General features: G+C 62.0%; 26 protein-coding genes and 1 pseudogene. 14 read left to right on the top strand and 13 right to left on the bottom strand.

Annotated elements, in window-relative coordinates; translation table 11 throughout:
• Nucleotides 1–616: 616 nt before the first annotated feature.
• Nucleotides 617–913, bottom strand: a complete 297-nt coding sequence (locus C2L66_RS32275; protein ID WP_060607489.1) for a hypothetical protein — start codon at nucleotides 911–913, stop codon at nucleotides 617–619.
• Between the two features lie 357 nt (nucleotides 914–1270).
• On the opposite strand from C2L66_RS32275, the gene C2L66_RS32280 reads away from it, so the two are divergent.
• Nucleotides 1271–1522 (top strand): hypothetical protein, encoded by a 252-nt coding sequence (locus C2L66_RS32280; RefSeq protein ID WP_054931917.1) that lies wholly within the window; start codon nucleotides 1271–1273, stop codon nucleotides 1520–1522.
• Nucleotides 1523–1565: 43 nt separating this feature from the next.
• Here the strand turns inward: C2L66_RS32280 and C2L66_RS32285 are convergent, their stop codons facing one another.
• The 3 genes from C2L66_RS32285 to C2L66_RS32295 are packed head-to-tail and all read right to left on the bottom strand — an operon-like array spanning nucleotide 1566 to nucleotide 2391.
• Entirely contained in the window at nucleotides 1566–1832 is a 267-nt protein-coding gene (locus C2L66_RS32285) for a DUF1488 family protein (protein ID WP_054931882.1), read from the bottom strand.
• Nucleotides 1833–2018 (bottom strand): hypothetical protein, encoded by a 186-nt coding sequence (locus C2L66_RS32290; protein ID WP_054931883.1) that lies wholly within the window; start codon nucleotides 2016–2018, stop codon nucleotides 1833–1835. It abuts the gene before it with no gap.
• A 55-nt stretch (nucleotides 2019–2073) separates the two neighbouring features.
• The gene (locus C2L66_RS32295; protein ID WP_054931884.1) at nucleotides 2074–2391 is read right to left on the bottom strand and encodes a hypothetical protein; all 318 of its coding nucleotides are present in this window, start codon (nucleotides 2389–2391) and stop codon (nucleotides 2074–2076) included.
• Nucleotides 2392–3007: 616 nt separating this feature from the next.
• On the opposite strand from C2L66_RS32295, the gene C2L66_RS32300 reads away from it, so the two are divergent.
• Together C2L66_RS32300 and C2L66_RS32305 are read left to right on the top strand one after the other, a co-directional pair.
• Complete coding sequence (locus C2L66_RS32300) at nucleotides 3008–3445, top strand: hypothetical protein (protein ID WP_054931885.1); 438 nt, start codon at nucleotides 3008–3010, stop codon at nucleotides 3443–3445.
• 191 nt (nucleotides 3446–3636) lie between these two features.
• Entirely contained in the window at nucleotides 3637–4068 is a 432-nt protein-coding gene (locus tag C2L66_RS32305; RefSeq protein ID WP_060607496.1) for a CPBP family intramembrane glutamic endopeptidase, read from the top strand.
• Here C2L66_RS32305 and C2L66_RS32310 read toward each other — a convergent pair.
• Entirely contained in the window at nucleotides 4056–4268 is a 213-nt protein-coding gene (locus C2L66_RS32310) for a type 2 periplasmic-binding domain-containing protein (protein ID WP_054931887.1), read from the bottom strand. The two genes, C2L66_RS32305 and C2L66_RS32310, sit on opposite strands and share 13 nt — an antisense overlap.
• Before the next feature lie 21 nt (nucleotides 4269–4289).
• Between C2L66_RS32310 and C2L66_RS32315 the strand changes: the two are divergent.
• The 3 genes and pseudogenes from C2L66_RS32315 to C2L66_RS32325 all read left to right on the top strand — a co-directional run.
• Nucleotides 4290–4610 (top strand): annotated as a pseudogene (locus C2L66_RS32315) (porin); the annotation flags it as partial.
• 85 nt (nucleotides 4611–4695) lie between these two features.
• The gene (locus C2L66_RS32320; RefSeq protein WP_060607500.1) at nucleotides 4696–5754 is read left to right on the top strand and encodes a DMT family transporter; all 1059 of its coding nucleotides are present in this window, start codon (nucleotides 4696–4698) and stop codon (nucleotides 5752–5754) included.
• A gap of 164 nt (nucleotides 5755–5918) precedes the next feature.
• Nucleotides 5919–7457, top strand: a complete 1539-nt coding sequence (locus C2L66_RS32325; protein ID WP_060607503.1) for an ATP-binding response regulator — start codon at nucleotides 5919–5921, stop codon at nucleotides 7455–7457.
• A 65-nt stretch (nucleotides 7458–7522) separates the two neighbouring features.
• Here the strand turns inward: C2L66_RS32325 and C2L66_RS32330 are convergent, their stop codons facing one another.
• The 6 genes from C2L66_RS32330 to C2L66_RS32355 form a co-directional block, all read right to left on the bottom strand.
• The gene (locus C2L66_RS32330; RefSeq protein ID WP_060607506.1) at nucleotides 7523–7882 is read right to left on the bottom strand and encodes a hypothetical protein; all 360 of its coding nucleotides are present in this window, start codon (nucleotides 7880–7882) and stop codon (nucleotides 7523–7525) included.
• Nucleotides 7883–7906: 24 nt separating this feature from the next.
• Nucleotides 7907–8485 carry a hypothetical protein gene (locus C2L66_RS32335; protein ID WP_224100655.1) on the bottom strand — a complete coding sequence of 193 codons (579 nt, stop codon included), beginning with the start codon at nucleotides 8483–8485 and terminating at the stop codon, nucleotides 7907–7909.
• A 434-nt stretch (nucleotides 8486–8919) separates the two neighbouring features.
• Nucleotides 8920–10959, bottom strand: coding sequence for a CHAT domain-containing protein (locus C2L66_RS32345; protein ID WP_060607512.1), 2040 nt, complete (start codon nucleotides 10957–10959; stop codon nucleotides 8920–8922).
• On the bottom strand, nucleotides 10956–12464 hold the full coding sequence (locus tag C2L66_RS32350; RefSeq protein ID WP_060607515.1) for a metallophosphoesterase: 1509 nt from the start codon (nucleotides 12462–12464) through the stop codon (nucleotides 10956–10958). Before C2L66_RS32350 ends, C2L66_RS32345 begins: the two co-directional genes overlap by 4 nt.
• 245 nt (nucleotides 12465–12709) lie before the next feature.
• A complete protein-coding gene (locus C2L66_RS40950) occupies nucleotides 12710–13096 on the bottom strand; it encodes a hypothetical protein (protein ID WP_148654634.1) in 387 nt (128 codons plus the stop codon).
• A 63-nt stretch (nucleotides 13097–13159) separates the two neighbouring features.
• A complete protein-coding gene (locus tag C2L66_RS32355) occupies nucleotides 13160–14041 on the bottom strand; it encodes an aldo/keto reductase family oxidoreductase (protein WP_060607518.1) in 882 nt (293 codons plus the stop codon).
• A 106-nt stretch (nucleotides 14042–14147) separates the two neighbouring features.
• On the opposite strand from C2L66_RS32355, the gene C2L66_RS32360 reads away from it, so the two are divergent.
• Nucleotides 14148–15065 carry a LysR family transcriptional regulator gene (locus C2L66_RS32360; protein ID WP_054931895.1) on the top strand — a complete coding sequence of 306 codons (918 nt, stop codon included), beginning with the start codon at nucleotides 14148–14150 and terminating at the stop codon, nucleotides 15063–15065.
• Nucleotides 15066–15146: 81 nt separating this feature from the next.
• Nucleotides 15147–16844, top strand: a complete 1698-nt coding sequence (locus C2L66_RS32365; RefSeq protein ID WP_060607520.1) for a dihydroxyacetone kinase family protein — start codon at nucleotides 15147–15149, stop codon at nucleotides 16842–16844.
• 11 nt (nucleotides 16845–16855) lie between these two features.
• Here C2L66_RS32365 and C2L66_RS32370 read toward each other — a convergent pair whose 3' ends face one another.
• The gene (locus C2L66_RS32370) at nucleotides 16856–17872 is read right to left on the bottom strand and encodes an aliphatic sulfonate ABC transporter substrate-binding protein (RefSeq protein ID WP_060607524.1); all 1017 of its coding nucleotides are present in this window, start codon (nucleotides 17870–17872) and stop codon (nucleotides 16856–16858) included.
• A 267-nt stretch (nucleotides 17873–18139) separates the two neighbouring features.
• On the opposite strand from C2L66_RS32370, the gene C2L66_RS32375 reads away from it, so the two are divergent.
• The 5 genes from C2L66_RS32375 (at nucleotide 18140) to C2L66_RS32395 (ending at nucleotide 23690) form a co-directional block, all read left to right on the top strand.
• Nucleotides 18140–19135: an ABC transporter substrate-binding protein gene (locus tag C2L66_RS32375; protein WP_060607527.1), complete on the top strand. Its 996-nt coding sequence runs from the start codon at nucleotides 18140–18142 to the stop codon at nucleotides 19133–19135.
• 25 nt (nucleotides 19136–19160) lie between these two features.
• Nucleotides 19161–20207, top strand: a complete 1047-nt coding sequence (locus C2L66_RS32380; RefSeq protein WP_060607529.1) for an ABC transporter permease — start codon at nucleotides 19161–19163, stop codon at nucleotides 20205–20207.
• On the top strand, nucleotides 20201–21013 hold the full coding sequence (locus C2L66_RS32385) for an ABC transporter ATP-binding protein (protein WP_060607532.1): 813 nt from the start codon (nucleotides 20201–20203) through the stop codon (nucleotides 21011–21013). Before C2L66_RS32380 ends, C2L66_RS32385 begins: the two co-directional genes overlap by 7 nt.
• Nucleotides 21014–21053: 40 nt before the next feature.
• Complete coding sequence (locus tag C2L66_RS32390) at nucleotides 21054–22094, top strand: ABC transporter substrate-binding protein (RefSeq protein WP_060607535.1); 1041 nt, start codon at nucleotides 21054–21056, stop codon at nucleotides 22092–22094.
• A 483-nt stretch (nucleotides 22095–22577) separates the two neighbouring features.
• A complete protein-coding gene (locus C2L66_RS32395) occupies nucleotides 22578–23690 on the top strand; it encodes a sensor histidine kinase (protein ID WP_233445091.1) in 1113 nt (370 codons plus the stop codon).
• 11 nt (nucleotides 23691–23701) lie between these two features.
• Here C2L66_RS32395 and C2L66_RS32400 read toward each other — a convergent pair whose 3' ends face one another.
• The gene (locus C2L66_RS32400; RefSeq protein ID WP_060610354.1) at nucleotides 23702–24334 is read right to left on the bottom strand and encodes a DUF1003 domain-containing protein; all 633 of its coding nucleotides are present in this window, start codon (nucleotides 24332–24334) and stop codon (nucleotides 23702–23704) included.
• Nucleotides 24335–24642: 308 nt separating this feature from the next.
• Here C2L66_RS32400 and C2L66_RS32405 point away from each other — a divergent pair, with 308 nt between their 5' ends.
• Nucleotides 24643–25464: an alpha/beta fold hydrolase gene (locus tag C2L66_RS32405; RefSeq protein ID WP_054931903.1), complete on the top strand. Its 822-nt coding sequence runs from the start codon at nucleotides 24643–24645 to the stop codon at nucleotides 25462–25464.
• Nucleotides 25465–25559: the final 95 nt, after the last annotated feature.

Raw genomic sequence — 25559 nt, forward strand, 5'->3', positions numbered from 1 at the left:
CACACCGCCAATTCTTGACGTTTGTCCACGGGCCCCCAACGTCCCCACACTTCACACACCAGTGGCCCTGGTTGGTGCCCGTTGCCAACGCTTCGAACAGGTGCCTCACCCGCTTCGATTACCCGTACTCGGGCAAACGGCGGCGAATGGTATGGGCCGCCCAGGTGGCAAACTGTGTGTAGGTTGTCGCGTCGTATGGCTTGGCGCTCTTACAGGGTGGGAGGCGTGCGCTATCGGTCCGGAGTGGTGCGCGTATGGCGCGAAAGCCGACACACAGTTTGCCACCTGGGCGGCGGTAGACTGTCTGGCTCGGCGTGCTGAAACGCAGGTGTGTGAAGCGGGTGAGGCGCTCATTCAGAGCGTTGGCAACGAGCGTGGGTCACGTGATTGCCGTGTGAAGCGTAAGACCCTTTGGGGGCCCTCAGGCAAGAACATGGGCTGGCGGTGTGAGCCGCTTTCTTTTGCCTACTTTTCTTTGCGGCGGCAAAGAAAAGTAGGTGCCGCCCCGCACAGGGGCGACGCGTGAAGCTAGCTAACAAATCGCGGATGCCAGCGAAAACCAAACCAAACCAAACCAAACCGCCCCCGGCGCCGCCGGACAATCCCTTTCAGCACCTCATGCACCCGCGAACATTTCGCGATGAAACCCCGCTTCGACGGCTTGCCCACAATCCCTCACTACATCCTCGATCATTCGCGTCAATCTCGCCTTATCAGCCAGATAGAGATCCGAGTTCATCCGGTTTGCCAACAGCATCCACACGAACAGAGCTTCGTTCGCGGCAGCGGCAAAGAATACCCGTTCGGCTGCTTCATTTCGTGACCGTTTCCGTTTAGCGGCTTTCACGTGATTGGCAATCCGCTTTTCCATCACCAGTGTCAGCACTTCGTAGTCCAGCGTGTCTGCACTCATACCCGTTCCCGTCTCCTGTCTCACGATCGCCGCAATGATAGGGGCGAATCAGGTCACGACTTGACAGTGCGTCTCAGTTTGCCCGCAAGCATTGGAACGGGAGTACAGCAGGACCTCACCAGCCGCAATGGCGCGCCTATGCGCTTCGAAGCGCTGAGCTATCGCGGCGACGCGTTCCAGTAGTAGTTGAGTATCGAGCGGGCGAAGCGGCAGGTCGATCCGGATTGCCGGCTACAGATCATGACCCGCAACAGCGAATGCGCTGTTATCCTGAACACGACGCATCCGAGGCGCAAACGCATTCACGCGTCGATATGCAGATCAATGGAATGTGGGCATACAGCGAGGGAGCACAGCATGGACATGGGAAAGCCCATCATCACGCCGGAAGAATTCGTGGACGAGATCAACCGTCGCCTGCCAGATCACGACTGCTATACGCAGGGCTTGCAGATGTTTCTCATACCGCGAGGTGCGATGGCCGACGAGGCCATTGGAATCGACTGGGAGCCGCGAAACGCACGTAACGGCGTCATCGCAGTCAGCGAGGTGCACAGAGAGGTTGCCAGCGAGTTTTCTGTCAGCAAGCACCTCGGGCGTCGACATTAGGGAGCGTCGCCCGGCTCCACATGTATGCAGTGAATCTCCCTGCTCAGGAGATCGTGTACCTGTTTTGCGGGCCACCCGTATAAACCGTTCTCGCGATCTCCAGGATTCTTTCGCGGTTGCGGTCGAATGCGGCAAGCAACGAGGATTCGTCAGAATCCTTGTTGGGGCTCAGTCTGGCGAGCACTCCGTCATCGACCTGGAAGGCTATCTCGCGAGCTTTGTCATATCCCCAGAAACACACGCAGTGTCTCGACGCGTCGTGGATCCGGGTCGGATTGGGAAAGTGGATGACCACGCCGGCTTTTGTCATTTATTCACCGTTGCAGACATACCGCCACTTGCTTGCGTTGACATCGAGGCGGGCATCCATTTCAAGACGCTTCTGCGCGCGTTCGCTTTCCGCCTTCCGTTGCACGGAGACACGCGCCGCCTGCTGGCTGGCGTAGTCGCTTTGCTTTGAAGGAGGAGCCGGATGCACCTTGGTTTGCTTTTGCATATAGATTCCAGAAAGTAGTTGCAGAATGTTTTTGAAGCTGCGGCATAAATGGGTTTTACTGCATTGGGCGCTTCATGCCCTCCGCCTCGATTGCGGCATTGCGTTGTTCGCTCGCTTCAACGGGTTCCATCGACTCGTCGAGTGACCCAAGCGCCCGTTCTGTGGCAGACCTGGTTTCAGTGAATGCGGCATCGGATGCTTCGTCTTCCTCGACGGGAGGTGCCAGCATGTCGTTGAGCATCGCGTCCAGTTCGGGTGTGTTCCAGGGCGCGCTGCGTTGTTTTCTCTTTCTTATGTAATGCCGCACTTCCGCGTCCTGTTCTGCGGTCAACGGCAGGCCGCGGAACGTATTTTGAGGCGTGGCTTCGAACATGCGAGCCTCCTTCGTTCACGATGCTTCGAGTGTAATCCTATTGTTCGATCAGCGCGAACGATTGCTGACCTGTCTGCGTGTTTCTTCTCTGCGATTCCAGATTGTCGGTGCCGATCGCGCAATCTATACCGATTTCTACGCAAGGAGCGCGATTTACCGATTCTGTTCGTACATGCGTAATTTCACCGTGGGTGGCGTGACCTACGACGAAACAGATCGCGACAGCCACGATAAATGCGCACAGAATGGGTGATAACGTGGCCGCATCCGCGGCCAGTAGAGTAACGGGAGAATGATGATGGCAAAGAGTCAACTGCGCAGTAATCGCGAGGCAAAGAAGCCTAAGCAGCCGAAAAAGCCGTCTCCTGCTGGGAATCTTTCCACCTGGAAGGCTGCGCCCAAGGCAACCCCGCGAGACGAAGGCGCGAACAGGAAATAGCGGGCCGCCTGCGGCTTGCGTTAAAAAGCCGGTCGCAGGGAGCAGACAAGACAGATATTGGGGGAGGCATTATATTCTCGCGTGTTCGCGGTTGCCTGCACCTCATTCATATCATGATTCAATTTATCATCCTGACTTCGCGATGCAATTCCGCTATGTCGCGAAGGCGCGGCTGACATGCGGCCGAAACGACTATTCCTCGCTGCACTTGCAGCCTGCACAGTCTGGACTTGCGTTCATGCGCAAAGCAACGCGTCCGGCCCGTTCGTCACGCCCTCGGGCACACTGCAATTCTCGCGTACAGACCGCGATTTCGTGGGAATGCTCGATCGAGTCATTTTCGATCGCTTCGGCGCGACCACGCTGACCCATTTCGATGACGTTGACAACGCCCGTCAGACTGTCACGCGTTCGCTCGTGCAGACCGATGCTGGCCCGGTGCTGTACGACTTTCGCCATCAACCGCCACTCGTGCAGCGTTCGGATAAGCGCATGACGGTCAAGCGCGTGTTCTGGCAACGCGACGAAGTCGTGATGCAGAGTTCCCAAGGCTGGTTCCGGTTCAAAAGCGGTGTGTTGACGAAGCTTCAGTCGTCTACGACCACTTACCATTGATCGCCGGAGTACGTAACGGTGTTGCGTCCACCGTCTTGGCTTCGGGTCTTCTCTATTAAAATGCGATGCGGGAATAAAGGGCGGCCCATAACCAGAATAGACGGGTAGAGCATGCCATCACCCAATGCGGGATCATCGTCATTTACTGGCGGTACATTTCGAACCGGGACTGAAATACACCGCCGTGGCTAATGATTCCCCTGGCGCTGTTAGCCACGGAGTTGTTGCCTCTGCCGCTCGACTATATTGCTGATGTATTCTTCCCAGCTCAGCAGATAGGCGGACCGGGTTTGGGTTCGTACGGCATCGTCTCTGCCTTGATTCTCGGTTGCCTGATCGCACCTCTGGCTGAAACGGCATTCAACCAGTGGGGATGCATCACGCTGCTTCGCAAGAAATTCGGTGTCAGCCCCTGGACGGCTATCGTGTTGTCGGCAGCGTTCTTTGCTTCATTGCATTTCTATAGCTGGAAATACGTGCTCACGACGTTTCCCATTGGTGTCGTGCTGGGCTATGTATTCGTCGTTGAACAAATGCGTCGAGGCTGGGCCTTCTGGACGGTTGCGTTGATTCATTCGCTGCGAAATGCCATTTCTATCGCGCTGATCCACTATTTGCCGTGATGGAATAACCCGCCACACGCGGGGGCAATCGCGAGGCGGCTGAACAGCGTCGGCTCGGTCATCCGCATCGCTTGAAAGCGGCGCTTGAGCGCGTCGCTGGTCGTTGCGTTCAGCGGTAGCACGGCGTACCCGATGCCCACGCTAACGAGGTCGAGAATCGACGTGACAGTATCGACCTCCAGTTCGATCCGCAAACGCACGCCTCGCTCCGCGGCTGCCGCTTCTTTAGACCGGACACGGGGCAAAACGGACGAAACGCGACGGACGGTCTGTTCTCGCGCAATGCCTATGTCGGCCTGACGGGCGCATTCGGCACGGTGAAGCTCGGCGAGCAGACCAACCCTACCTATATCAAGCAGCAGTTCGTCAATCCGTTTGGTTCGTCCGTGGTGTTTTCGCCGTTGATCGTGCAGTCGTACACGGCGAGCTACAACAACAGTTATGACAGCCTCACGGGCACGATGATCTATGGCATGAGCGGTACCACGGGACATCAGGGGCGAGACGCTGGCGTCCCCGGCACGTTCGCGAGCAGTGGCCCCACCAACCTTCACCGAACGACGCAACCGACGGTGCGCTACACTGGTTATCCAGACATTCAGTGTGCACTTGCACAGCTCGGATCCCATGAATTCCCGCTCCAGCGCGATCTTCACCGCGCTTGCCGCCGCAGCGCTCTTTGGCGCGGCGACGCCGCTCGCCAAGGCCCTGCTCGGGTCAATGTCACCCTTCCTGGTTGCAGGGCTGTTCTATCTCGGCAGCGGCATTGGGCTCGGTATCGGCATCATCGTCCGGCGGCTGCGAACGTCCACCACACAAGGCACGCGTCACGGGATCAGCCGGGCTGAGCTGCCATGGCTGCTCGGTGCCATTGCTGCTGGCGGCGTCGCTGGCCCTGCGCTGCTGATGCTCGGGCTGTCGGGCACACCGGCGGCGACCAGTTCATTGCTGCTGAATCTCGAGGGCGTGCTGACGGCCGTGATCGCATGGGTCGTGTTTCGCGAGAACGTCGACGTCCAGGTATTCCTTGGCATGGTGGCGATCGTCGCCGGCGGCGTGATGCTGTCGTGGCAACCGGCCGGGGCAGGCATTCCCGGTGGCGCGCTGTTGATCGTCGCAGCGTGTCTGTGCTGGGCAATCGACAACAATCTCACGCGCAAGGTTTCGACCAACGATGCGATGGTGATCGCGTGTCTGAAAGGGCTGATTGCCGGACCGGTGAACCTCGCGATCGCGTTCGCGACGGGCGCCTCGCTGCCTGCTGCAGGTATGGTCGGCGCCGCCATGACGACGGGACTTGCCGGGTATGGCGTAAGTCTTGTGCTGTTCGTGATTGCGCTACGTCACCTTGGAACGGCGCGCACCGGCGCGTATTTTTCCGTCGCGCCGCTTTTCGGCGTGGCCCTCTCGCTCGTCATTTGGCCCGAACTGCCGCATCTGTCGTTCTGGATCGCCGCGGCCTTGATGGCGCTGGGTATCTGGCTGCACGTGCGCGAGCGGCACGAACATCAACACACGCACGAGCGGCTGGCGCATACGCATCGGCATCGTCATGACGAACACCACCAGCACGAACACGACTTTGTCTATGCGGGTGATGAGCCACACACGCATCCCCATGTGCACCTGCCCATTACCCACTCGCACGCACATTTCCCCGACGTTCACCATCGACATTCGCACTAGTGCGCAGAACATCGTGACATGACACGGCTTTCACGGTAAATCAGGGCGCAGGCCCGAAACGCTGACGATAACGCACTGATCTGGCTCGCTGTCGTGCTACCCTTGGCCGAAGCCCGGCCCGTTCTTGTGATAGTGGCCACCCCGGCAACGACTGGCAATGGTGCATGCAGAATCTACCCGAAACAGACCCGCCGCTTGCCGGCTGGTCGGAACTGATTCTCAACGTCGACGACAATGATGCCGCGCGGCTTGTGAAAACGCGTGTGCTGCGTCGTGCGGGCTTCGACGTGCTCGAGGCGTCGACGGGTGAACAGGCGCTGAAGCTTGTCACATCGCGCAAACCCGCCGTGGTCCTGCTCGACGTGCTGCTGCCCGACAGTGATGGCGTGCATGTGTGCAAGCGGATCAAACAGAATCCTTCGACGCGGTCGGTACTGGTCCTGCAAACCTCCGCGGTCCTGTTGAGCGCCTCGGACCGGATTCGCGCCCTGGACAGCGGGGCCGACAGCTATCTGACGGAGCCGGTCGAAGCGCCTGAGCTTGTCGCCAATGTCCGCGCGCTGCTGCGTTTGTGGCGCGCCGAGCGCGCCCTTCGTGAGGCGGACGCGCGCAAGTCCCAGTTCCTCGCGACACTCGCTCACGAATTGCGCAACCCGCTCGCCCCGATGCGCAACGCCCTGGAACTGATGGAGCCGAGATTCCAGACCAGCCCTGCCGCGACGCGCGCAGCGTGGCAAACGGTAGGGCGGCAGGTGGAACACCTGTCGCGCCTCGTAGACGATTTACTCGATGTTTCGCGTCTGGCGCATGGAAGGCTCACAATCGATCGCGGCTCCGTCAATGTCGGTCTGGCCATCGCTGCGGCAGTCGAGGCCAACCGGCCCGATATCGACGCGAGGCGGCAACGGGTTTCGATACATCTGGAGAATGAGGCCTGCGCTGTTTTTGGTGACGACGTGCGGGTCGTCCAGATGCTCGACAACCTCGTGTCCAATGCGACGAAGTACGCACCTGACGAAAGCGATATTGAAATCGACGTCGGGCAGTCGCAAGGCATGGTGTCGATCAGGGTGCGTAATCAGGGCGTCGGCATCCTGCCGGAAGAACAGGAAGCGATCTTCGAGCCGTTCATCCAGTCGCGGCGAAGCATTGCCGCGTCGCAGGGCGGTCTGGGGATAGGCCTGTCGCTGGTGCGTGCGCTTGCCGCGCTACATGGCGGAACGGTGACGGTCCGATCGAAGGGCGCGGGGACGGGGGCTGATTTTGTGCTGCGTCTGCCCGAATTCATCGGGCCGGCGTCGCTCTCTTCGCCACGGGCCGAGGGCGCATTGGTGAACAAGGGCGGCGCTCGAAGCATCCTGATAGTGGACGACAAACTGGACGACGCCACGTCGCTTGCTGCGTTGCTCGAATCGCACGGGCACGGGGTGCATATCGCCCGCTCCGGTAACGCCGCGTTGATCCTCAATGGGCAGATTGCACTCGATGTCGCGATCATCGACCTGGGCATTGCCCCTCCGGACGGTTATCAGGTTGCACGGACTATCCGTGCACACCCGATTAGCGGAGGTGCCGTGCTCATTGCCGTTTCAGAACCGGGACAAGCCCGCGACGGGCATGCGTGGCGGGCGGCCGGCTTCGATCATCATCTCGTCAAACCGGTTGCGATTTCGGACCTGTTGCGGATTGTCGACGGGGGTTGAGCGGGGATGCGCCACTGACGGGACCGCGGCGAACGCGCAGCAGGTTCAGGCCGTTGTACGAACACTCATACGGCCGCGCGCGGCACGGCCAGCGTCACGCCTGCCAGATTGCCAATGGAATCGTAGATTGCTTTCACGACCGCGTTGTAGATCATTTCGATTTCAACTTCGACGATCTGCACAAAAGTATTCACGAAACCTCTCGCCATCTGATCGAGTCCATCGAGATAGAACATCTTCTCTGCGGCCGTGAAAGCATTGGCCTCGATCATGCCCGCGACCAGTGCGGACTGCTGCGCGAGAGCCTGCAACTGTGCTTGTGAAAACCCGGCGATCAACGTGATGTCACTACCCGTGACCGTTTTGACCGTCGAGGAAATGCCTTGCACGAACGTGCCGGCTGCCTGCGTGAGATCCAGTGCCATGGCGACTCCTTGAACGTAATGATTTCAACGTTGCAAGAAGTTCTCATAAAAGAGAGCTTCTGAAACGAAGTACTGTGTATAGCCTTTGTTCGCCGCGACTTCTCCATTATTCAATCCGTGTGCGCAGTCGGTATCTCTGAGCAAGGCCATGGCCCGTGATACCTGTTTTAGCGCCATCGCGCTGGCAGGGACGTACTGCCGGGTGTCCGCCTTGGCCGTCGGCGCGGGCATCGTGATGTCAGGCGCGCGCTTGATCTTGCGTGCATCGGCACATTCGGCGGCTGCGAGGCTCAACGCCTCGTCGCGCCTCATGGGCGGCGCAGGGTTCGATGCGAGCCATTGCCCGAGCGCCTGCTCGACTTTGTCCCGGATCGCGCTATCGGGGACCGGGCGGCTTTGCGACTCCAATGCAAGTGCATCGACGGCGCCGATGATCCTGTTGTATTCGTCGACGCGCTGCGGGAACGTCGCTTTGTCGACGCCCATCCCGGTTGTTGCGTAGAGTTGCATGATGTCGTTGTTGACGGCGCGCATCCCGTTGACCAGTGCCGGGTCATAGGCCGGTGCCAACTGGATCGTGCAAGCCGCGACGGCCAGGGTCAAGGCAAGCGCGATCGAAGTCGTCCAGCGCAATAGGGGAGACCAGCGGAATATGAAGGACATCGGATGCCCCCTCGACAAGCAGGTAAGTAGACCGTGTGCGACTGCCCCGGCATTCCAGTTCGATCGCCTGCGCTTTCAGGCGAGGAGAGTGCGTGCGGAGGCGGTGCGTATGCGAAGACGCCTGTTCATAAGAGATGAAGTGCCTAAAGAACAGATCGAACTCATCCTTTATCAGTAGATAATTGACCTGCCATTTCCTTTGCTTTTATTAAAGCGTCGGAAATTTCAGGTTAGGACGTCTATCCGGATTTTTCGAGTGAGGGGTGACCGCCAGCTGCGAAGTTGTGTGCGGTAAAGAACATTCAGCAAACCACTCATGGCATGGCGCAAGAAGGACGACACGGCTGAGCGATGCGTTGCACCGCTGCGTAAGGTCAAAAGTCCCAATCCGGTTCGTCACAGGCGGGCAGAACCTCGAGTAATTCTCTGATTAGCGCTTGCATGTTGTATGCGCCTGAGACCATCGGCACAAACCAGTCGCGATAGCGCATGATCTGGCGCCGCGTCGAGAACACTTCGAACGACGTCGAGCCAGCTAACGATACCAGTGTGCGGGCCGCTTCAAGCGCCTTGCTTGTGAGCGAGTCTCCGCAATAAGCGGGTGGCAGGTCATCGATGTACTTCCCGATCAGATACAGTTCCATCAGATTGCCATAGGCCCACGCGCGATTGCTCCCGTCGCCGTGATCCGCATCGTTGAGCGATTGCATGTGAGCGCTCAACCAGATCGACGTCATATCCTGCCCGGGCTGATCGAGTGGCCTTGGCAGGCGGCCGAGACATTGCAGAAGAAGTGTCAGCGAAAGAAATTGAACCAGTTGCGAAGGGCTTTTGCGCTGCTTCAGGTAGCTCGACCAATAGTGGTTTCTCGATGTTTCGAGCTTGCTGATCAGCAACATGCCATCGTTCGAGTTGGGATCGAATTTGCCTTGTTGCGTCGAGTGGTAAATCATCTGTGCTTCGCGCTTTTCGGTACTCGCGAGGAGTTCGAGGATGCGCGCCTGCTGTTCCGGATGCTCGCCCATCGTCACGATCAGGCGGGCCTTGGCCTCGGTCACCCGCTCCTGCGCTCTGGCTAGCGTATCGCGGTGCGCGAGGTTTTCGACGCGGGCCACCGTGGCCGGAAGTTGCGGCTCCTGGCATGGATGAGCGCCCATTGCGCGGTCGGCCATGTTCAGCGCGATCAAGGCGCTGGCCATGGCCTGCTGGATGCGTGCATCCACCAGCTGTGCGTCGAAATTGGGTGGCAAGGATGCGTACGTGACGATACTCGCCCAGTCGTGCTTGTCCTTGAAGTACGAATGCAGCCGCCTGCGCATGCCCACAACCAGCTTGCGCGGGTCTTCTCCCCACAGCAGGCCTTCGTACATGTCCTTCACGAACACCACCGAGCCGCCGAACGACAGCGGATACTGGCTTGCGATCACGAGCGGGACGCCCGCTTCGTGCAGCGCGTGGGCGATGCTTGCGCCAACCCCCGTCACCGAGCCGACGTTGCCGGCGTTACAGCTGGCGAGCGTCACGACGGCGGGCCGCGTGAAGCGGCCCGGCTGGCCATGACGCGGCGTGCGCAGGATGGTCGCCAGACGATCGCCCGAAATCGCTTCGACGCCGTCAGCATGCCGGTCAGCATGAAACGCGAGACCGAAGCGGCTGTCATAGGGCGTGTTCGTTTGCACGCCGTGCGCGAGAATGTGCACATGCGTATAGTCGTTTTTCGCGCAGGCATCTTCGAGGCTCTCGGCGGATGCGTTCGGCAATACCGACAGCCGGTCACCAATGATCTTCAGGCGCTGCTCGTCGTCGTAGTCGTCCGAGAGCGCGAGCCACGGCGCCAGCGCCTCGCGCAACGCAAGCAGATGCGCTTCGGCAGGCACCGTTTCCAGGTCGGGCGGCGACGCGAAGGCGAACAGAATGCGTGGTTTGCGCGGCCAGCGAACGTATTCCTGCGCAACCCGCCGTGTCTCGCGTGTAATGCAGACCGGCTGCTGGGTTTGCAGTGAAAGCGCTTGCCCTTCGCCGGGGAAGCCATTGGGAGCGGTCGCCAGTTCGAAGGGAAGCAAGGCGAGTTCCGACGCGGAAATGATCAGCCGCAGATGCGTGACCTGCTCGGCAGTGTCGCCGTCGCTTGTGCCCGTTCTTTGCCGGTTGAGATCGGCGGTCAGGCCGGGAATCTCGCCAAGCAGCCGGCCCAGCACACGGGCGGTATCCGCCATCTGGAATTCACGGGCTTCGGGCCCGAGCTGATAGCTCAATGCGCGCAGCCGGTAAAGCATCTGGTTGTGTTCGAACGGGACGTGGAAGGTGACGGCGCTATGGTTTTCGCACAGCGCGATGTATTCGGTAAGGGGCGACAGCAACTGATTATGAGGCGGCCCGTGACGGAGTAATTCGAGTGTGATTTTGCGCATCATCGAATCTCCATGCGGCTTGCCGCCAGGTCCGCGTCGAGTGCTGTTTGACCGTCGACGGTTTTGACGTGGCGAAGCTCCGCCTTGACACTGTCCGGGGCATCCCGCCATACCACCACGACGGTGCAGGACTTGATGACCAGGTCCTCTGCGTTGTCGAGATCAGCCATGGTGCCGCGCCTGAGCGCCGCGAAGACTTGCGCGAACCGTTGCGGGTCGGCACGGACCTCGGCCTTGATGCGAATCAACCGCGCCCATGTACCGCTGTTGAAATAGCAGCCGCGTCCGTTTCTGCGACGCATTGCGCGTTCCAGATGGGTATGACCGGCCACGATGACATCGATGTCGGGCGATACTTCGGCATCGAGCTGCTGCGCGGTGTCGTCGCGCTCGCCAATCTCGAAGCTGCGATCGCGGTCGAGGTTTTCGAGCGCCTCGCGCAAGACTTCGCTGGGCGATTCCTTTCGAGACCATTTGACGAGTGCGCCGAACGCGTCGAGTTGCAGACCCTCGACGCCTGCAACGAGGTCGTTGGCGGTGACGCCGCGGCGCGCCCGATCATCGGCCATCAGCAACAGTTCGTGTGCCTGATGCGCGGCCTGCCGCGACCTCGCGGCCATGGCGATGGGCGCGCGCGCGGTATCGAAAGCGGCGGGCGCCGCTGCGTCTTCCGGTTGGGGCACACCCAGCATGCCGTCGGGTTTGCGCACACCGGCCCATACGCGTGTCAATGCGACGGCCGCCAGTTTCTTTGCCCGGTCGAGCTCGCCGACCAGTTGCGGCGCGCATGCCGCGAGCGTGGGCGCCACGGCCGCCTGCTCCGGCTTGAGCAGATCGACGAACGGAAACTCGCGCTTCACGGGATTCATCACGTCGATCACCATCTTGCTGCCGGCATTCGGAATCCACGGTTCAACCGCCCGGCCGATCTGCACGTCGCGCGCTATCTCGCGAATCCTTTCGAAGTTCGCCGGATTCCAGCGATCGACTTCGTTGCCATGCAGACAGAGAACCGAACGCCCACCGACGCTGCACAGCACACCGCTGCCGTCGAAAACCAGATACAGGCGCGAATGCGCGCCGGACAGCGCCGACTGTTCTCCCGTCAGAATCTGCACGAGGCGCTCGCGTACCCAAGGCAAGGCCAGTTCGAGATCGTGATTGCCGAGATTGACGATCAGCCGCCGCCGCTCCTTGCCGAGAAAATAGGGAAAGGCCTTGAAGACGGCACGAAAGGTGTCGTCGTTAGCGATCCGTTCGAGCTTATGAATGGCGCCGTGCGGGTCGAAATAGGTCGCGTTTTCTTCGGCGAGAAAATCGACGAAATCTCCGTTGATGACGAGCGCCACTTCATCGTCGGGATCCTGATCGGCAAGCAGCCGGATGAGTCCCGCCAGTTCTTCGGTGGAGCCGAAAATCTGGAATCCCGGCGGCCCACCAAGGTGCAGATCGGAAATGACGTAGAGCCTGTCGACGTGGTGGATCGGCTGCACGGCAGTCTTCTCCATGATCGCATCCCGGTTGCGGGGCAAGCGGATTTCGCACGGCGCGGCCGGGGGAGCTGGCGGCAGGCCGCATGTAACGTAGACGATCAGGCGTAGTCGTATTCAAATGATCGCGCTGATATACACCGCTCACGTGCTCTCATAACATAGTCGAGGCATGGCCCTTTTGCCGAGCTTTCTCAAGCGGGAAAAAGGCATTACTACGGCGTTCAAATCAGTTGATCTGCGTGATGTACGGGTGGAATGTTTTAAGAGAATGATGTCGTGTGCGCCTGAAGTTTGCCGCTTTCAGAAAATGCGTCAGGCGTCTCGTTCTGCAGATAGGCGGCACTGTGCGTTACCGCACATAGTGGGGTGAGAAGAATGCCTTGGGCTAGCCCACTGAAGAGCATCGAAACAGGCCCGCACGCATTCGCAGCTTCATTGCGAAAGCCCGGTGAGCGTGTTGATGAAGAACTCCGCAATGGATAAAAGCGCGTATCCGAAGGTTCTTTGCGGACATGTGTTGCCGCTCTGAAGAAGATCCCATAGAAATACATCATAAAGAAACCGCGCCATGACGACGCAGGCGTTTCGGCCGAACTGGATGAGCCGACGCTTGACGCGCTGGAGGCCGCCATGCCCTGATTCATCATTGCAGGCTCCGCGCGAAGCAACGAAGCCACGAAGCCCGCAATGCGTTCACCGTGCCGCTGAGCTTAGTGGTCGCCACTCGTGCGTCCAATCGCATCGAGTTCGGCGAGCACGGCGTCGCTCAGGCGCAGCTGCGCGGCCTGCATGTTTTCGCGCAGATGCGCGACCTTCGACGTACCGGGGATCAGCAGAATATTCGGCGACCGATGCAAGAGCCACGCGAGCGCGACCTGCATCGGCGTCGCGTTTAGCGTATGCGCGAGATCCGACAATGCCGACGATTGGATCGGCGTAAAGCCGCCAAGCGGAAAGAACGGCACATACGCGATGCCTTGCGCGGCCAGTTGATCGACGAGCGCATCATCTTCGCGCTGTACGAGGTTGTAGTGATTCTGCACGCAGACGATCGGCACGATGCGCTGCGCTTGCGCAATCTGCGTGGCCGTTACGTTGCTCAGGCCGATGTGCTTCACCAGCCCTTCGCGCTGCAATTGCGCAAGTGCGACGACCTGTTCCTCGATCGATCCTTCCGCCGGGCTGTGGATGTTTCCCATGACGCGAATATTCACGATATCGAGCGCATCGAGGCCGAGGTTGCGAAGATTGTCGTGCACGCCGCGCCGCAGGTCGTCCGGCTCTCGCGCGGGAAGCCATGAACCGTCGTCGCCGCGAACGGCACCCAGCTTGGTGACGATAGTCAGGTCGTCGGGATAAGGGTGCAGCGCCTCGCGGATGATCTGATTGGTGACGTGCGGCCCGTAGAAGTCGCTGGTGTCGATGTGATTGACGCCGCAAGCGACGGCCTCGCGCAACACGGCGAGGCACGCATCGCGGTCCTTCGGCGGGCCGAACACACCGGGACCCGCCAGTTGCATCGCGCCGTAGCCCATGCGGCGAACGGGACGGCCGGCTAGCGGGAAGGTATCGGTGGAATTGAGGTTCGGCATTGCGCGCTCCCGGGTTGTCGATGAGCCGCAGTGTGCGCGGATTGCGCTGTTGAATAAACCCATCTAAAGTGTACGGGCTGTTGAATATCTTGAACAATGGCCCATCATGGAACTGAACGACCTTGCCGCCTTCGTGTCGGTGGCGCGCGCGGGCGGTTTTCGCGACGCGGCGCGCATGAGCGGCGTCTCCGCGTCGAGTTTGAGCATCGCCGTGCGCCGCCTCGAAACGAAGCTCGGCTTGCGGCTGCTCAACCGCACCACACGCAGCGTCGCGCCGACGGAAGCGGGCCAGCGGCTGATCGAAAAGCTCACGCCGCTGTTCAGCGAAATGGAAGCGGCGCTCGACGTCCTCAACGTGTTCCGCGACAAGCCGAGCGGCACGCTCAAGCTCAACGTGCCGTCCAGCGCCGCGCGCATCGTGCTGCCGTCCGTCATCGCGCCGTTCCTGAAGGCGTATCCCGACATTCGCGTCGAGGTCGTGGTCGAAGACGGCTTTGCCGATGTGCTGTCGATCGGTTGCGATGCGGGCATTCGCTACGAAGAGCGGCTCGAGCAGGACATGATCGCGATCCCCATCGGCCCGCGCGTGCAGCGTTTCGCGACGGCCGCGACGCCCGAATACCTCGATGCGCATGGCAGACCCGAGCATCCACGTGACCTGCTCGATCATGCGTGCCTGCGCGGCCAGTTCGCGGGCGGCGCGATGCCGACGTGGGATTTCGAGCGCAACGGCGAAGTGGTGCGGCTCGATCCGTCGGGACCGCTGGTGGTCAGGCCGGGTGCGGCCATCGAGCTTGCCGTCAGCGCCGCCCTGGCAGGTGTCGGCGTGATCCATCTGTTCGAAGGGATGCTGCGGCCGCATCTGGACAGCGGCGCGCTGGAGCCGATTCTCGAACCGTGGTGGCAGCCGTTTTCCGGGCCGTTTCTCTACTATCCGGGGCGGCGTCACCTGCCTGCGCCCTTGCGCGCGTTCGTCGATTTCCTCAAGACGCAGGGTCCGGCGAATGCGTCGACTGCGCGCTGAAGCTAAAGTGTCCCTTTCGGACCGCTCGCGGCCCAACCTTTTATCCGTCATCCCAATTCGCATTCACCGAGATTCCAGGCCATGAAAAAGCTGCTGAACGATCCGTCGCATGTGGTGCGCGAGATGCTCGAAGGTCTCGCGATGCTCGCGCCCGACACCGCGTTGCTGCGCGACGCGAACGTCGTCGTGCGGCGCGATCTGCCCGCGCCGCATGCACGGCGTGTCGCGGTCATTTCCGGCGGCGGCAGCGGACACGAGCCTGCGCACGCGGGCTATGTCGGCGAAGGCATGCTGGCGGCCGCCGTGTGCGGCGAGGTGTTCACGTCGCCGTCGACGGATGCCGTGCTTGCTTCGATTCGCGCGTCGGCGGGACCGAACGGAGCGCTGCTGGTCGTCAAGAACTACACGGGCGACCGCCTGAATTTCGGCCTCGCCGCCGAACTGGCGCGCGCCGAAGGGATTCCCGTCGAAGTCGTCGTAGTGGCCGACGATGTGTCGCTGCGCAATACCGTCGAGCGCGGGCGGCGGCGCGGCATTGCGGGGACGGTGTTCGTGCACAAGATCGCGGGTGCGGCGGCTGCGGCGGGGAAGACACTCGCGGAAGTGGCGGCGATGGCGCGCAGTGCGGCCGACGCGATCGGCACCATGGGCGTCGCGCTCGACGGCTGCACGCTGCCTGCGACGCAACAGTCGAGCTTCAGTCTCGCGGACGACGAGATCGAGCTGGGCCTCGGCATCCACGGCGAGAAGGGCGTGCAACGCACCCGGCCGATGCCGGCCGATCAGCTGACCGACACGTTGCTCACCGCGATCACCGACGACCTGCAACTGGCGAGCGGCGAGCGTGTTGCACTGCTGGTCAATGGTCTGGGCGCGACCACGCCGATGGAACTGGCCGTCGTCGCGCGCGCGGCGATCAATGGTCTGCGTCAACGCGGAGTGCGTATCGAGCGCGCATGGTGCGGCACGCTGCTGTCTGCGCTGAACATGCCGGGCTGTTCGATCTCGGTGATGCGCGTGGACGACGCGCGCCTTGCGCTACTGGACGCGCCGACCAAGGTCGCGACATGGCCGGGCGAGGGACGCGTGAATGTCGACGGCGCGACGGGTATCGCAGCAGGCGCAAGTGAGGACGCCGTTGCATCGAACGCGCCTGCCGCGCAACGCACGCGGTTGCAGCTTGCGTTCGACGCCGCTGCGCGCGCCTTGATCGACGGCGAAGCGCGTCTGACCGAGCTCGACTCGAAAGCGGGCGACGGCGATCTCGGTTCCAGCATGAAACGCGCGGGCGAAGCCGTGCTGGCGATGCCCGCCACGGCATGGGCATCGGCGGCCGATGCGCTCGCCGATCTCGCCGTCACGCTGCGTCGTGCGATTGCGGGCAGTTCCGGGCCGTTCTACGCGACCGCGTTGCTGCGTGCATCGCGCCGTCTCGGCGAGAGCACTGCACCCGCCGTGTCCGAATGGGCCGCTGCGTTCGATCTGGCCGTCAAGGCGATCTCCGAGCTAGGCGGCGCGCAACCCGGCGAGCGCACGATGCTCGATGCGCTGCGTCCCGCCGCGGATGCGTTCACGCAAGCGACGGGTCGCGGCGAGCCGCTCGCTGCCGCATGGACCGCAACGGTCGATGCGGCGGAGAAGGGCGCGGCATCGACGGCTGCGATGATGCCGCGCGTCGGGCGCGCGAGCTATCTCGGCGAGCGTGCCGTGGGCGAACCCGACGGCGGCGCGGTGGCGGTGGTGACCTGGCTGCGCGCGTTGACGCCGTTCGTGCGCTAGTCCTTCATGCCTTAGCTGCCGATGGCTTTCGCCCGTTTGGCAGCGAAGTCCCACAACTGCGCCTGATTCGTTTCGACGCGCGCGGGCAGCAGGCCATTCTTGTAGAACGCATCGGCAATGATCTGCTGCTCGCTGTAGTTCTGCACGGCAACGGCTCGCACCTGATAACTGCGCCGTGCATTCGCGCGTTCGATCGTGCTCGCGTCGAGGCCCCATATTGGCGCGAGCGTTCTGGCTGCGTCGTCGGGATGCGCGCGCAGCCATTCGCCCGCTTCCTTCAGTTGATCGAACACGACCTGGACCACTTCGGGATGGGCATCGGCGAACGTGCTCGACGCGAGGTAATAGCGCTGATACGAAGCGAGGCCGTCGCCGTTCGCAAGAATGCGCACATCGGCGTTCCTGTCGACGGATGCGACATACGGGTCCCACGTAATCCATGCATCCACGCTGCCGCGCTCGAATGCTGCGCGGCCATCGGCGGGCGTGAGGTAGCTGATCTTGACGTCGCTCGCCGTGAGGCCTGCCTTGTGCAATGCCGCCAGCAGAAGATAGTGGCTGCCCGCCGCCTTCGTCACCGCGATACGCTTGCCCTTCAGGTCGGCGAGCGCGTGCAACGGACTATCCTTCTTGACGATGATCGCTTGCGCGCCGGGCGAAGGCGCCTCCTGCGCGACGTACACGAAGCGCGCATGCGCGGCCTGCGCGAAGATCGGCACGGTGTCGGCCACATCGGCGCTGAAATCGACGGCATCGACATTGAGTGCTTCCGTCAACGGCAGGCCGCTCGTGAACTCGTTCCACGAGACGCGCACGTTGAGCGGCGCGAGTGCTTTTTCGAGCGAGCCGCGTGCCTTGAGCAGCGTGATGAGCGTCGACGATTTCTGATAACCGATACGCAACGAAACAGGCGCGCCATTGGCGTTGGACGTTTGCGCGAAGCTCTGCGCCGATGTGAGCGCGGATGTGAGCGCAAACAGGGAAGCAAGCGCGATGCGGGCAAGAGCCCGTCGTGTGATAGACGCCATACGTGTATTCCGTTTTCTATGTTGAATCGGGCGAAGCAATGGATCGGTTCGCCATCGTAGCAACGGAACCGGCGCTTCCTAAGCGAATGTTTCAGCTATTGATTGCACGCTTTCCGATAAGCATAGACGTGGTGATCGTCACGTTCGACACGTCGTTCAAAAGATGCAAAACATAAATATTGCTAAGAGATAAACATATATAAATAGAATAATTCTCACGGTGGTCCTTCGTCGCTACGCTTGCCTGCATATCGACTGCGAGGGCCTATGAGCGCTTCTGTTTCAACGTCTTTTTCCGCGCGGCGGCGCGTGCTTCGCGCGCTTGCGGCGGCGCCTGCCGTCGCTGCGTTTTCCGCGTCAGCCGCGCGCGGCGCGCAAGCGGCCGAGGCGGCATCCACCACGATCGTGCTCGGCGATCAGGCCGGCGGCACGCGTGCGCTCGCGGAAGCCGCGAAAGTACTCGACGGCACGCCGTACGCGTTTCGCTGGGCCAACTTCCAGGGCGCAGCGCCGCTTTTCGAGGCGCAGCGCGCGGGCGCCGTCGATCTCGCGCCCGCCGGCGACCTGCCCGTGCTCGCGGCCGCTGTCGGCGATCCGACCTTGAAGATCGTCGCAACGCGGGTTGGCTCGGGCGCGCAACTCGGCATCCTCGTCGCACAGGATTCGAAGATCCGAACGGTCGCGGACCTGAAGGGCCGCACGGTGTTCGTCTCGTCGGCGCGCGGCAGCATTTCTCAGTTCCAGCTATACGGTGCGCTGGCCGAAGCGGGATTGTCGAAGGACGATGTCTCCGTGCGCTTCATTTTGCCTGTCGATGCATTCGCGGCATTCGCGTCCGGCTCGATCGACGTGTGGGCGACGTTCGATCCGTACTACGGCATCGCGGTGCAACGCGGCGCACGCGTGTTGCGCGACGGAACGGGTATCAATAGCGGCCTTGGTTTCATCACGGCATCCGGCGCGGCGCTGGCCGACACACGCAAGCGCGCCGCCATCGCGGATGTTTTGCAGCGCTATCAGCGCGCAGGCGACTGGGCGGTCGCGAATGCCGACGCCTACGCGCAAATCTATGCAACCCTCACGCGCTCGCCGCTCGACGCCGCGAAGCAGATCACGAAGCGCGCGTCGCTCAAACAGCACTTCGTCTCCGACGCCGACATCGCGGCGCTGCAAAAAGTAGCCGACGCCGCGTATCGCGATGCAATCCTGCCGCGCCGCATCGACGTGCGCGCCATCTCGGATACGACCATCGGTAACGCCTAGCCGAATATTCAAGGAGCGTATCGACATGTCTTCACACACTCAGGCAATCGATCTTGCGGGCCTGCACGCAGACGCTGCCGCTGCGCCGCGCGACCTTCGCGGGCAGATCGTCGCCGCACTGGCGGCCCTCGCGTGGCTGGGCGGCGCGGCCGTCACGCAATGGTGGCCCGCGGCCGACGACTGGCCGTACACGCGCGAACTGCTGATCCTGAAACTCGCGCTGGCGGCGTTGTCGGCGGCGATCGGCGCGCGCGCGTGGCTGAGCCATGGCGCAATCAGGCCGCACGCGGACACCAAGCGTGCAAGCATCGACAGATGGATCGCGGCGGGGCCGTGGCTGCTCGCGCTGGCTATCGGCATTACCGCGTGGGAACTCGTCACGGCGCAGCTCGAATGGCTGCCGCGACCGTTCTTCGCACCGCCTCAGGCGCTGATCGCCGTGTATTTCGACGATCTGCCGAGGCTTGCGTCGAGTGTCGGGCATTCGTTCGTGCTGCTCGCTTACGGCTATGCGCTCGGTGCGCTGGCGGGCTTCACGACAGGCGTGAGCATCGGCTGGTCGCGTGCCGTGGGTTACTGGCTGCACCCCGTGCTGCGCCTGATCGGCCCGTTGCCCGCGACGGCATGGCTGCCGCTCGCGTTCTTCTTCTTTCCATCGAGCTTCAGCGCAAGCGTGTTCCTGATCGCGCTCGCCACCGCGTTTCCCGTTGCAGTGCTCACGTGGTCCGGTGTCGCCGGCGTGAACTCCGCTTACTACGACGTCGCGCGCACGCTCGGCGCACGCGCGTCGTTCCTGATCTTGCGCGTGGCGATTCCCGCCGCACTGCCGTCGGTGTTCGTCGGATTGTTCATGGGACTGGGCGCATCGTTCTCCGTGCTGATCGTCGCCGAGATGATGGGCGTGAAGGCGGGGCTCGGCTGGTATCTGCAATGGGCGCAAGGCTGGGCTGCGTATTCGAACATGTATGCCGCACTGCTCGTGATGGCGCTGATGTGCTCCGGTCTGATCACGCTGCTGTTCAAGGTGCGAGACCGTCTGTTGGCCTGGCAAAAAGGATTGCTCAAATGGTAGCGGCTACTCAAGCGTCGCACGCGCATACGGATGCGCGGCAGGGCGCGCGCATCGACGTGCGCAACGTCAGTCATCGCTTTGCGTTGCGCGGCGAAGCGCTCGCGGTGCTCGACGACATCAGCCTCACGGTCGAGCCCGGCGAATTCGTCGCGCTGCTCGGGCCGAGCGGTTGCGGCAAGTCCACCTTGCTGCGCCTCGTCGCGGGGCTCGATACGCCTGCTCACGGCGCCTTGCATGCGAACGGCGAGCCGATTGCCGGGCCGGACCCGTCGCGCGTCGTGGTGTTTCAGGACCCGACGCTGTTCCCGTGGCGCACCGTGCGCGACAACGTCGGCCTTGGCCCCGAAGCGCAGCGAACGGGACGCGATCGCGCATCACGCGACAGTGCGGTGGCGCGCATCGACGCCGCGCTCGAACTGGTCGGCCTCGACAGATTCGCGGATGCGTTTCCGCATCAGCTATCGGGTGGCATGGCGCAGCGCGCGGCGCTGGCGCGCGCGCTCGTCAACGATCCGCAACTGCTCGTGCTCGACGAGCCGTTTGGCAAGCTCGATTCGCTGACGCGCATCCGCATGCAGGGCGAACTCGTGCGCTTGTGGCAGGCCGCGCGCTTCTCGGTGCTGCTCGTCACGCACGACGTCGAAGAGGCCCTGTACGTGGCGAACCGCGTGATCGTGCTGAGCGAACGGCCCGCGCGCATCGTCGCCGAAGTGCGCAACGACGCGCCGTATCCGCGTCACCGCGACGACCCGAAACTGGTTGCGCTGCGCCGCCAGGTGCTGGCGCAACTCGGCCTCGTTGCGTGACGCTGCCCATCACCACCCTACGCATTGGAAAAACAACGACATGAAGACCGACGACAGGATTGACCCTCCAACCCCCGCCAACGCATCACGCCGCGCATGGCTGCGCAAGACCGCGTGGACGGCGGGCGCTGCCGCGCTGGGCGGCGCATCGTTCCTGCCGGGCATGCGCGCCGTCGCCGACGAGAACCTCAAGCCGCTCAAGCTTTCGTGGAATGCAGGCGCGATCTGCACGGCGCCCGTGCCCGTCGCCGTCAAGCAGGGGTTCTTTCGCAAGCATGGGCTCGATGTCGAACTGATCAACTTCGCCGGTTCGACCGACCAGTTGCTCGAAGCGATTGCGACGGGCAAATCAGACGCGGGCGTGGGCATGGCGCTGCGCTGGATCAAGCCACTGGAGCAGGGCTTCGACGTGAAGCTGACGGCGGGCATCCACGGCGGCTGCATGCGGCTGCTCGCGACCAAAGCATCGGGCATCGTCGATCTGCAGGGGTTGAAAGGGCGCACGGTCGGCGTGAGCGATATGGCGAGCCCCGCGAAGAACTTCTTTGCGATCACGCTCAAGAAGCTCGGCGTCGATCCCGACAACGACGTGCGCTGGCGCCAGTACCCCGCCACGCTGCTCGGCGAGGCGCTGAAAAAAGGCGAAGTGCAGGCCATTGCCGATGGCGATCCGACCATCTGGACGCTGCGCGAGACCGATCATCTGCAGGAAGTGTCGAACAACCTGTGCGGCGAGTACGCGACGCGCGTGTGCTGCGTGCTGGGCGTGCGTGGCTCGCTGATCCGCAAGGACCGCGCAACCGCGCAGGCGCTGACGCAGGCGCTTCTCGAAGCGACCGAATGGACAGCGAACCATCCCGCCGAGGCGGCGACGATTTTCTCGGCGAATGCGCCGGGCGCGGACGTCGCGCAATTGACGGCGATGCTGAAAAGTCACACGGACCATCATCACCCCGTCGGCGATGCGTTCAAGAAAGAGATCGCTTTGTATGCCGACGACCTGAAATCGGTCGGCGTGATCAATGCGGGAACGGATTCGAACCGTTTCGCGACCCGCGTGTTCTCGGACGTGCTCGCCTGAGCAATGGAGTCCGGCTGGCGGCACGCAATGTGCCGTTCGCTTTCAATGCGGTTGCGCGTCGCGGTGTTGACTGCGACGCGCAACTGACTTCAACGCGTTTCGGCCTGCACGCTACCGTGCAAATCCGATAAAACTCCCGCTCGACGAAAGCTCGCGTTACGCGCGCGCGCCATATTGGCGGCCATCGACAGGCGCCGGCTTCAATTCCGCTTTCAGCGCCTGCCGAGTCGCACGTCTCACTGCTGCCACTGGAATAAAGGCCGGCACGGCGTGTTAACGAGAGTTCGTGACCCATCACGCAAGCATCGCGCCCCGCCCGGACAGCCATGCTGTACTGCCTGCAACGAGAGGCGGTGCGAAGCAAGGACCGCTATTCGGGGTGAACTGCGCTGCCAGGCAGGGCGTCGCGGACTTGTGCCGCGCTGCCGTCCCGCGCCTGGAGCGCGATTTGACAAGTCCAATTCTCCCGCTCTCGACATGAACATGGAACGCGTGTCTTTCCTCGGCAAGCAGAATCCCGCACTGACGCTGGCGCTCGCGGGTGGACTGGCGCTGATGGTCTTCCTGATCGATTCGTTCGGTCACTTTGCCACGGCGATCATGGTGTTGTACTCGATTGTCGTGATGCTGGCGGCCACCGTGCTGTCGCGCCGTGGCACGCTGGTCGTCGCGATTGCGTGCATCTGGGCGACGCTGATCGGCTTTCTGATCGGGCATCTCGACGAAGAGTCTTTTTCCGCACTCGCGCGTGCCACGGTGGCCTGTCTGTCGATCATCGCGACGACGGCCCTGACCTTACGCATTCAAGCCGACAGCGCACGTCTCGCGGAGCAGGTGCGCGAGCTGAACGAGACACACGAAGCGCTGAACCGTTCGACCACCGAGCTCGCCCATGCCACGCGCGTCACGATGCTTGGCGAGCTGGCGGCATCGATCGCTCATGAAGTCAGTCAGCCGCTCGCGGCGATCACAACGCACGGCGAAGCGGGCCTGCGCTGGCTGCGGCGCGACATACCGAATCTCGACGAAGCGTGCCACGCGTTCGAAGCGATGGCGAGCAATGCGCGGCGTTCGAGCGAGATCATCCGCCGGATACGCGCGCTGGCCAGCAAGAGCGAACCGACGTTTGCGCCGCTTGGCATCAATAGCCTCGTCGTCGAAACGATCGACTTGCTGGATCGCGAGGTCAAGCGATACGGCGCTGTCGTGAAGATGGACCTGTCGCCGGGCGAGTTGACGGTGAATGGCGACCGCGTGCAATTGCAGCAGGTGCTGATCAATCTGGCCGTCAACGGATTGCAGGCGATGTCGTCGATTCAGGACCGGGCACGCGAACTCCGGTTGCAGACACGTATCGAGGAAGGGCGACGCGTCTCCATTACGGTCGAGGATTCCGGCGTGGGCATTTCACCCGAGGTCGCGGCGAAACTCTTTAGCGCATTCTTTACGACGAAAGCAGAGGGAATGGGACTGGGGTTGTCGATCTGCCGGTCGATTGTCGAAGGACATGGCGGCTCGATCTCGTGCGCGGCACCGTCAGCGCGCGGCGCAAGCATGAAGATCGCGCTTCCTGTGCCTGTCGTTGCCGAGGGGTGAGCCGCGCGAGCTTATGTTGCTTTCGCGTGCTTGTCGCGAGTGAGTTTCTCGTGCACGTCCTGCGTGAGCCGGGCGATCTGTTCGGTGAGGTCGCGAGTCAACTCCGTTAGTTCGGTGTTCTGCCGCAGAAGCGCCTGCATTTGCCCCGTCTGATGCGCAAGCGCCTTGTCGCGCCGTTCGGCCGCGGCCGCCAATGCTTCGCGATGACGCGCGTCCGCATCGGCATGTGCCTTGTCGCGATCGGCCTGACGCGTCTGGGCGAGCAGGATCAACGGCGCGGCATAAGCCGATTGAAGGCTGAATGCGAGATTCAACAGCACGAACGGATACACGTCGAAACGTGTCACGCCGCAGACGTTCAAGCCGATCCATATCGCGACGATCAAGGTCTGCGACAGCAGAAACGTTGGCGTGCCGAAGAAGCGCGCGAACGATTCCGCCTTCAGCGCAAACCAGTCGTTGCCGAACACGGTTGAAAGATGCGCATGGGGAAGCTGAAAGCGCAGATGATCGCGCGGCGGGTCGTCGTGTTCAATGTGATCCGCGGCCATGTCGCTGTGCGGCGTCGAACTCTTGATGTTGCTTTCCATGATGGTGGGAATGAATGCTGGAATTGAATAACGGATACGCGAGGTTTCGCGCATCGAATGTATGCAGACTGTAGAGCTTCGTTGCCGCGCCTGGTTATGCGAACGCACGCTGCGATTCATGTCCGCACGGCGCATGCGTGAGCGGCGCCCGAAGGCATCGAACGCGAATGGTCGTGCGGATACCAAAGTGTCGGGGAGATACACAATGCACGTCGTCCGATAGCCCGGATACTGGATTGGTACGCGATGCACTGGCCGCGATAGGGATCGCGCAGCGCGAAGCGCGTATTTCGCCGTGCTGCTTTCGCCGGATAGACGAAAAGCGCCACGGCTGAATTGGCATCAATCCAGGAGTTCAGGTAATGGCTACGTTTGAATTGAAAGATGGTACCCAGCTTTTCTATAAGGATTGGGGTTCGGGTCAACCGGTGGTGTTCTCGCATGGCTGGCCGCTGAATGCCGACGCGTGGGACGCGCAGATGATGTATCTCGCGGAAAAGGGTTATCGGGTGATTGCGCATGACCGGCGCGGGCATGGCCGTTCGAGCCAGCCTTGGGACGGCAATGACATGAGCCGCTACGCGGACGATCTCGCGGAGCTGATCGAACATCTCGATCTGAAGGATGCGGTGCTGGTCGGCCATTCGACGGGCGGCGGCGAAGTCGCGCGCTATATCGGCCGGCACGGCACGCAACGCGTGCGCAAGGCCGTGCTGATTTCCGCCGTGCCGCCGCTGATGCTGAAAACGCCTGCCAATCCGGGCGGCCTGCCGATCTCGGTATTCGACGACATCCGCAAGGGCGTGATCGACAACCGCTCGCAATTCTTCAAGGATCTGGCCTTGCCGTTCTACGGCTTCAATCGCGAAGGCGCGAAGCCGTCGCAGGGCACCATCGACGCGTTCTGGTATGCAGGCATGCAATGCTCGATCAAGAGCGCGTACGACTGCATCAAGGCCTTCTCGGAAACGGACTTCACGGAAGACCTGAAGAAGATGACCGTGCCGACGCTGGTACTGCAAGGCGACGCGGATCAGATCGTGCCACTGGACGATTCCGGGAAACTTTCGTCGAAGCTGGTTCCGAATGGCAAGCTGAAGATCTACGAAGGCGCGCCGCATGGCATGTGCACGACGCACGCCTCGCTCGTCAACGCTGACCTGCTGCAGTTCATTCAGGAATAACAGCGGTCGTGCGCAAATCCCGCCGGTTATCGTTATACGGGCACCGGCGGGATCTAGCCGTTATCCGCGACGCATGCCATTGCGCAATCGGCACG

The sequence above is a fragment of the Paraburkholderia caribensis genome, from assembly GCF_002902945.1.
Lineage (GTDB): Bacteria > Pseudomonadota > Gammaproteobacteria > Burkholderiales > Burkholderiaceae > Paraburkholderia > Paraburkholderia caribensis.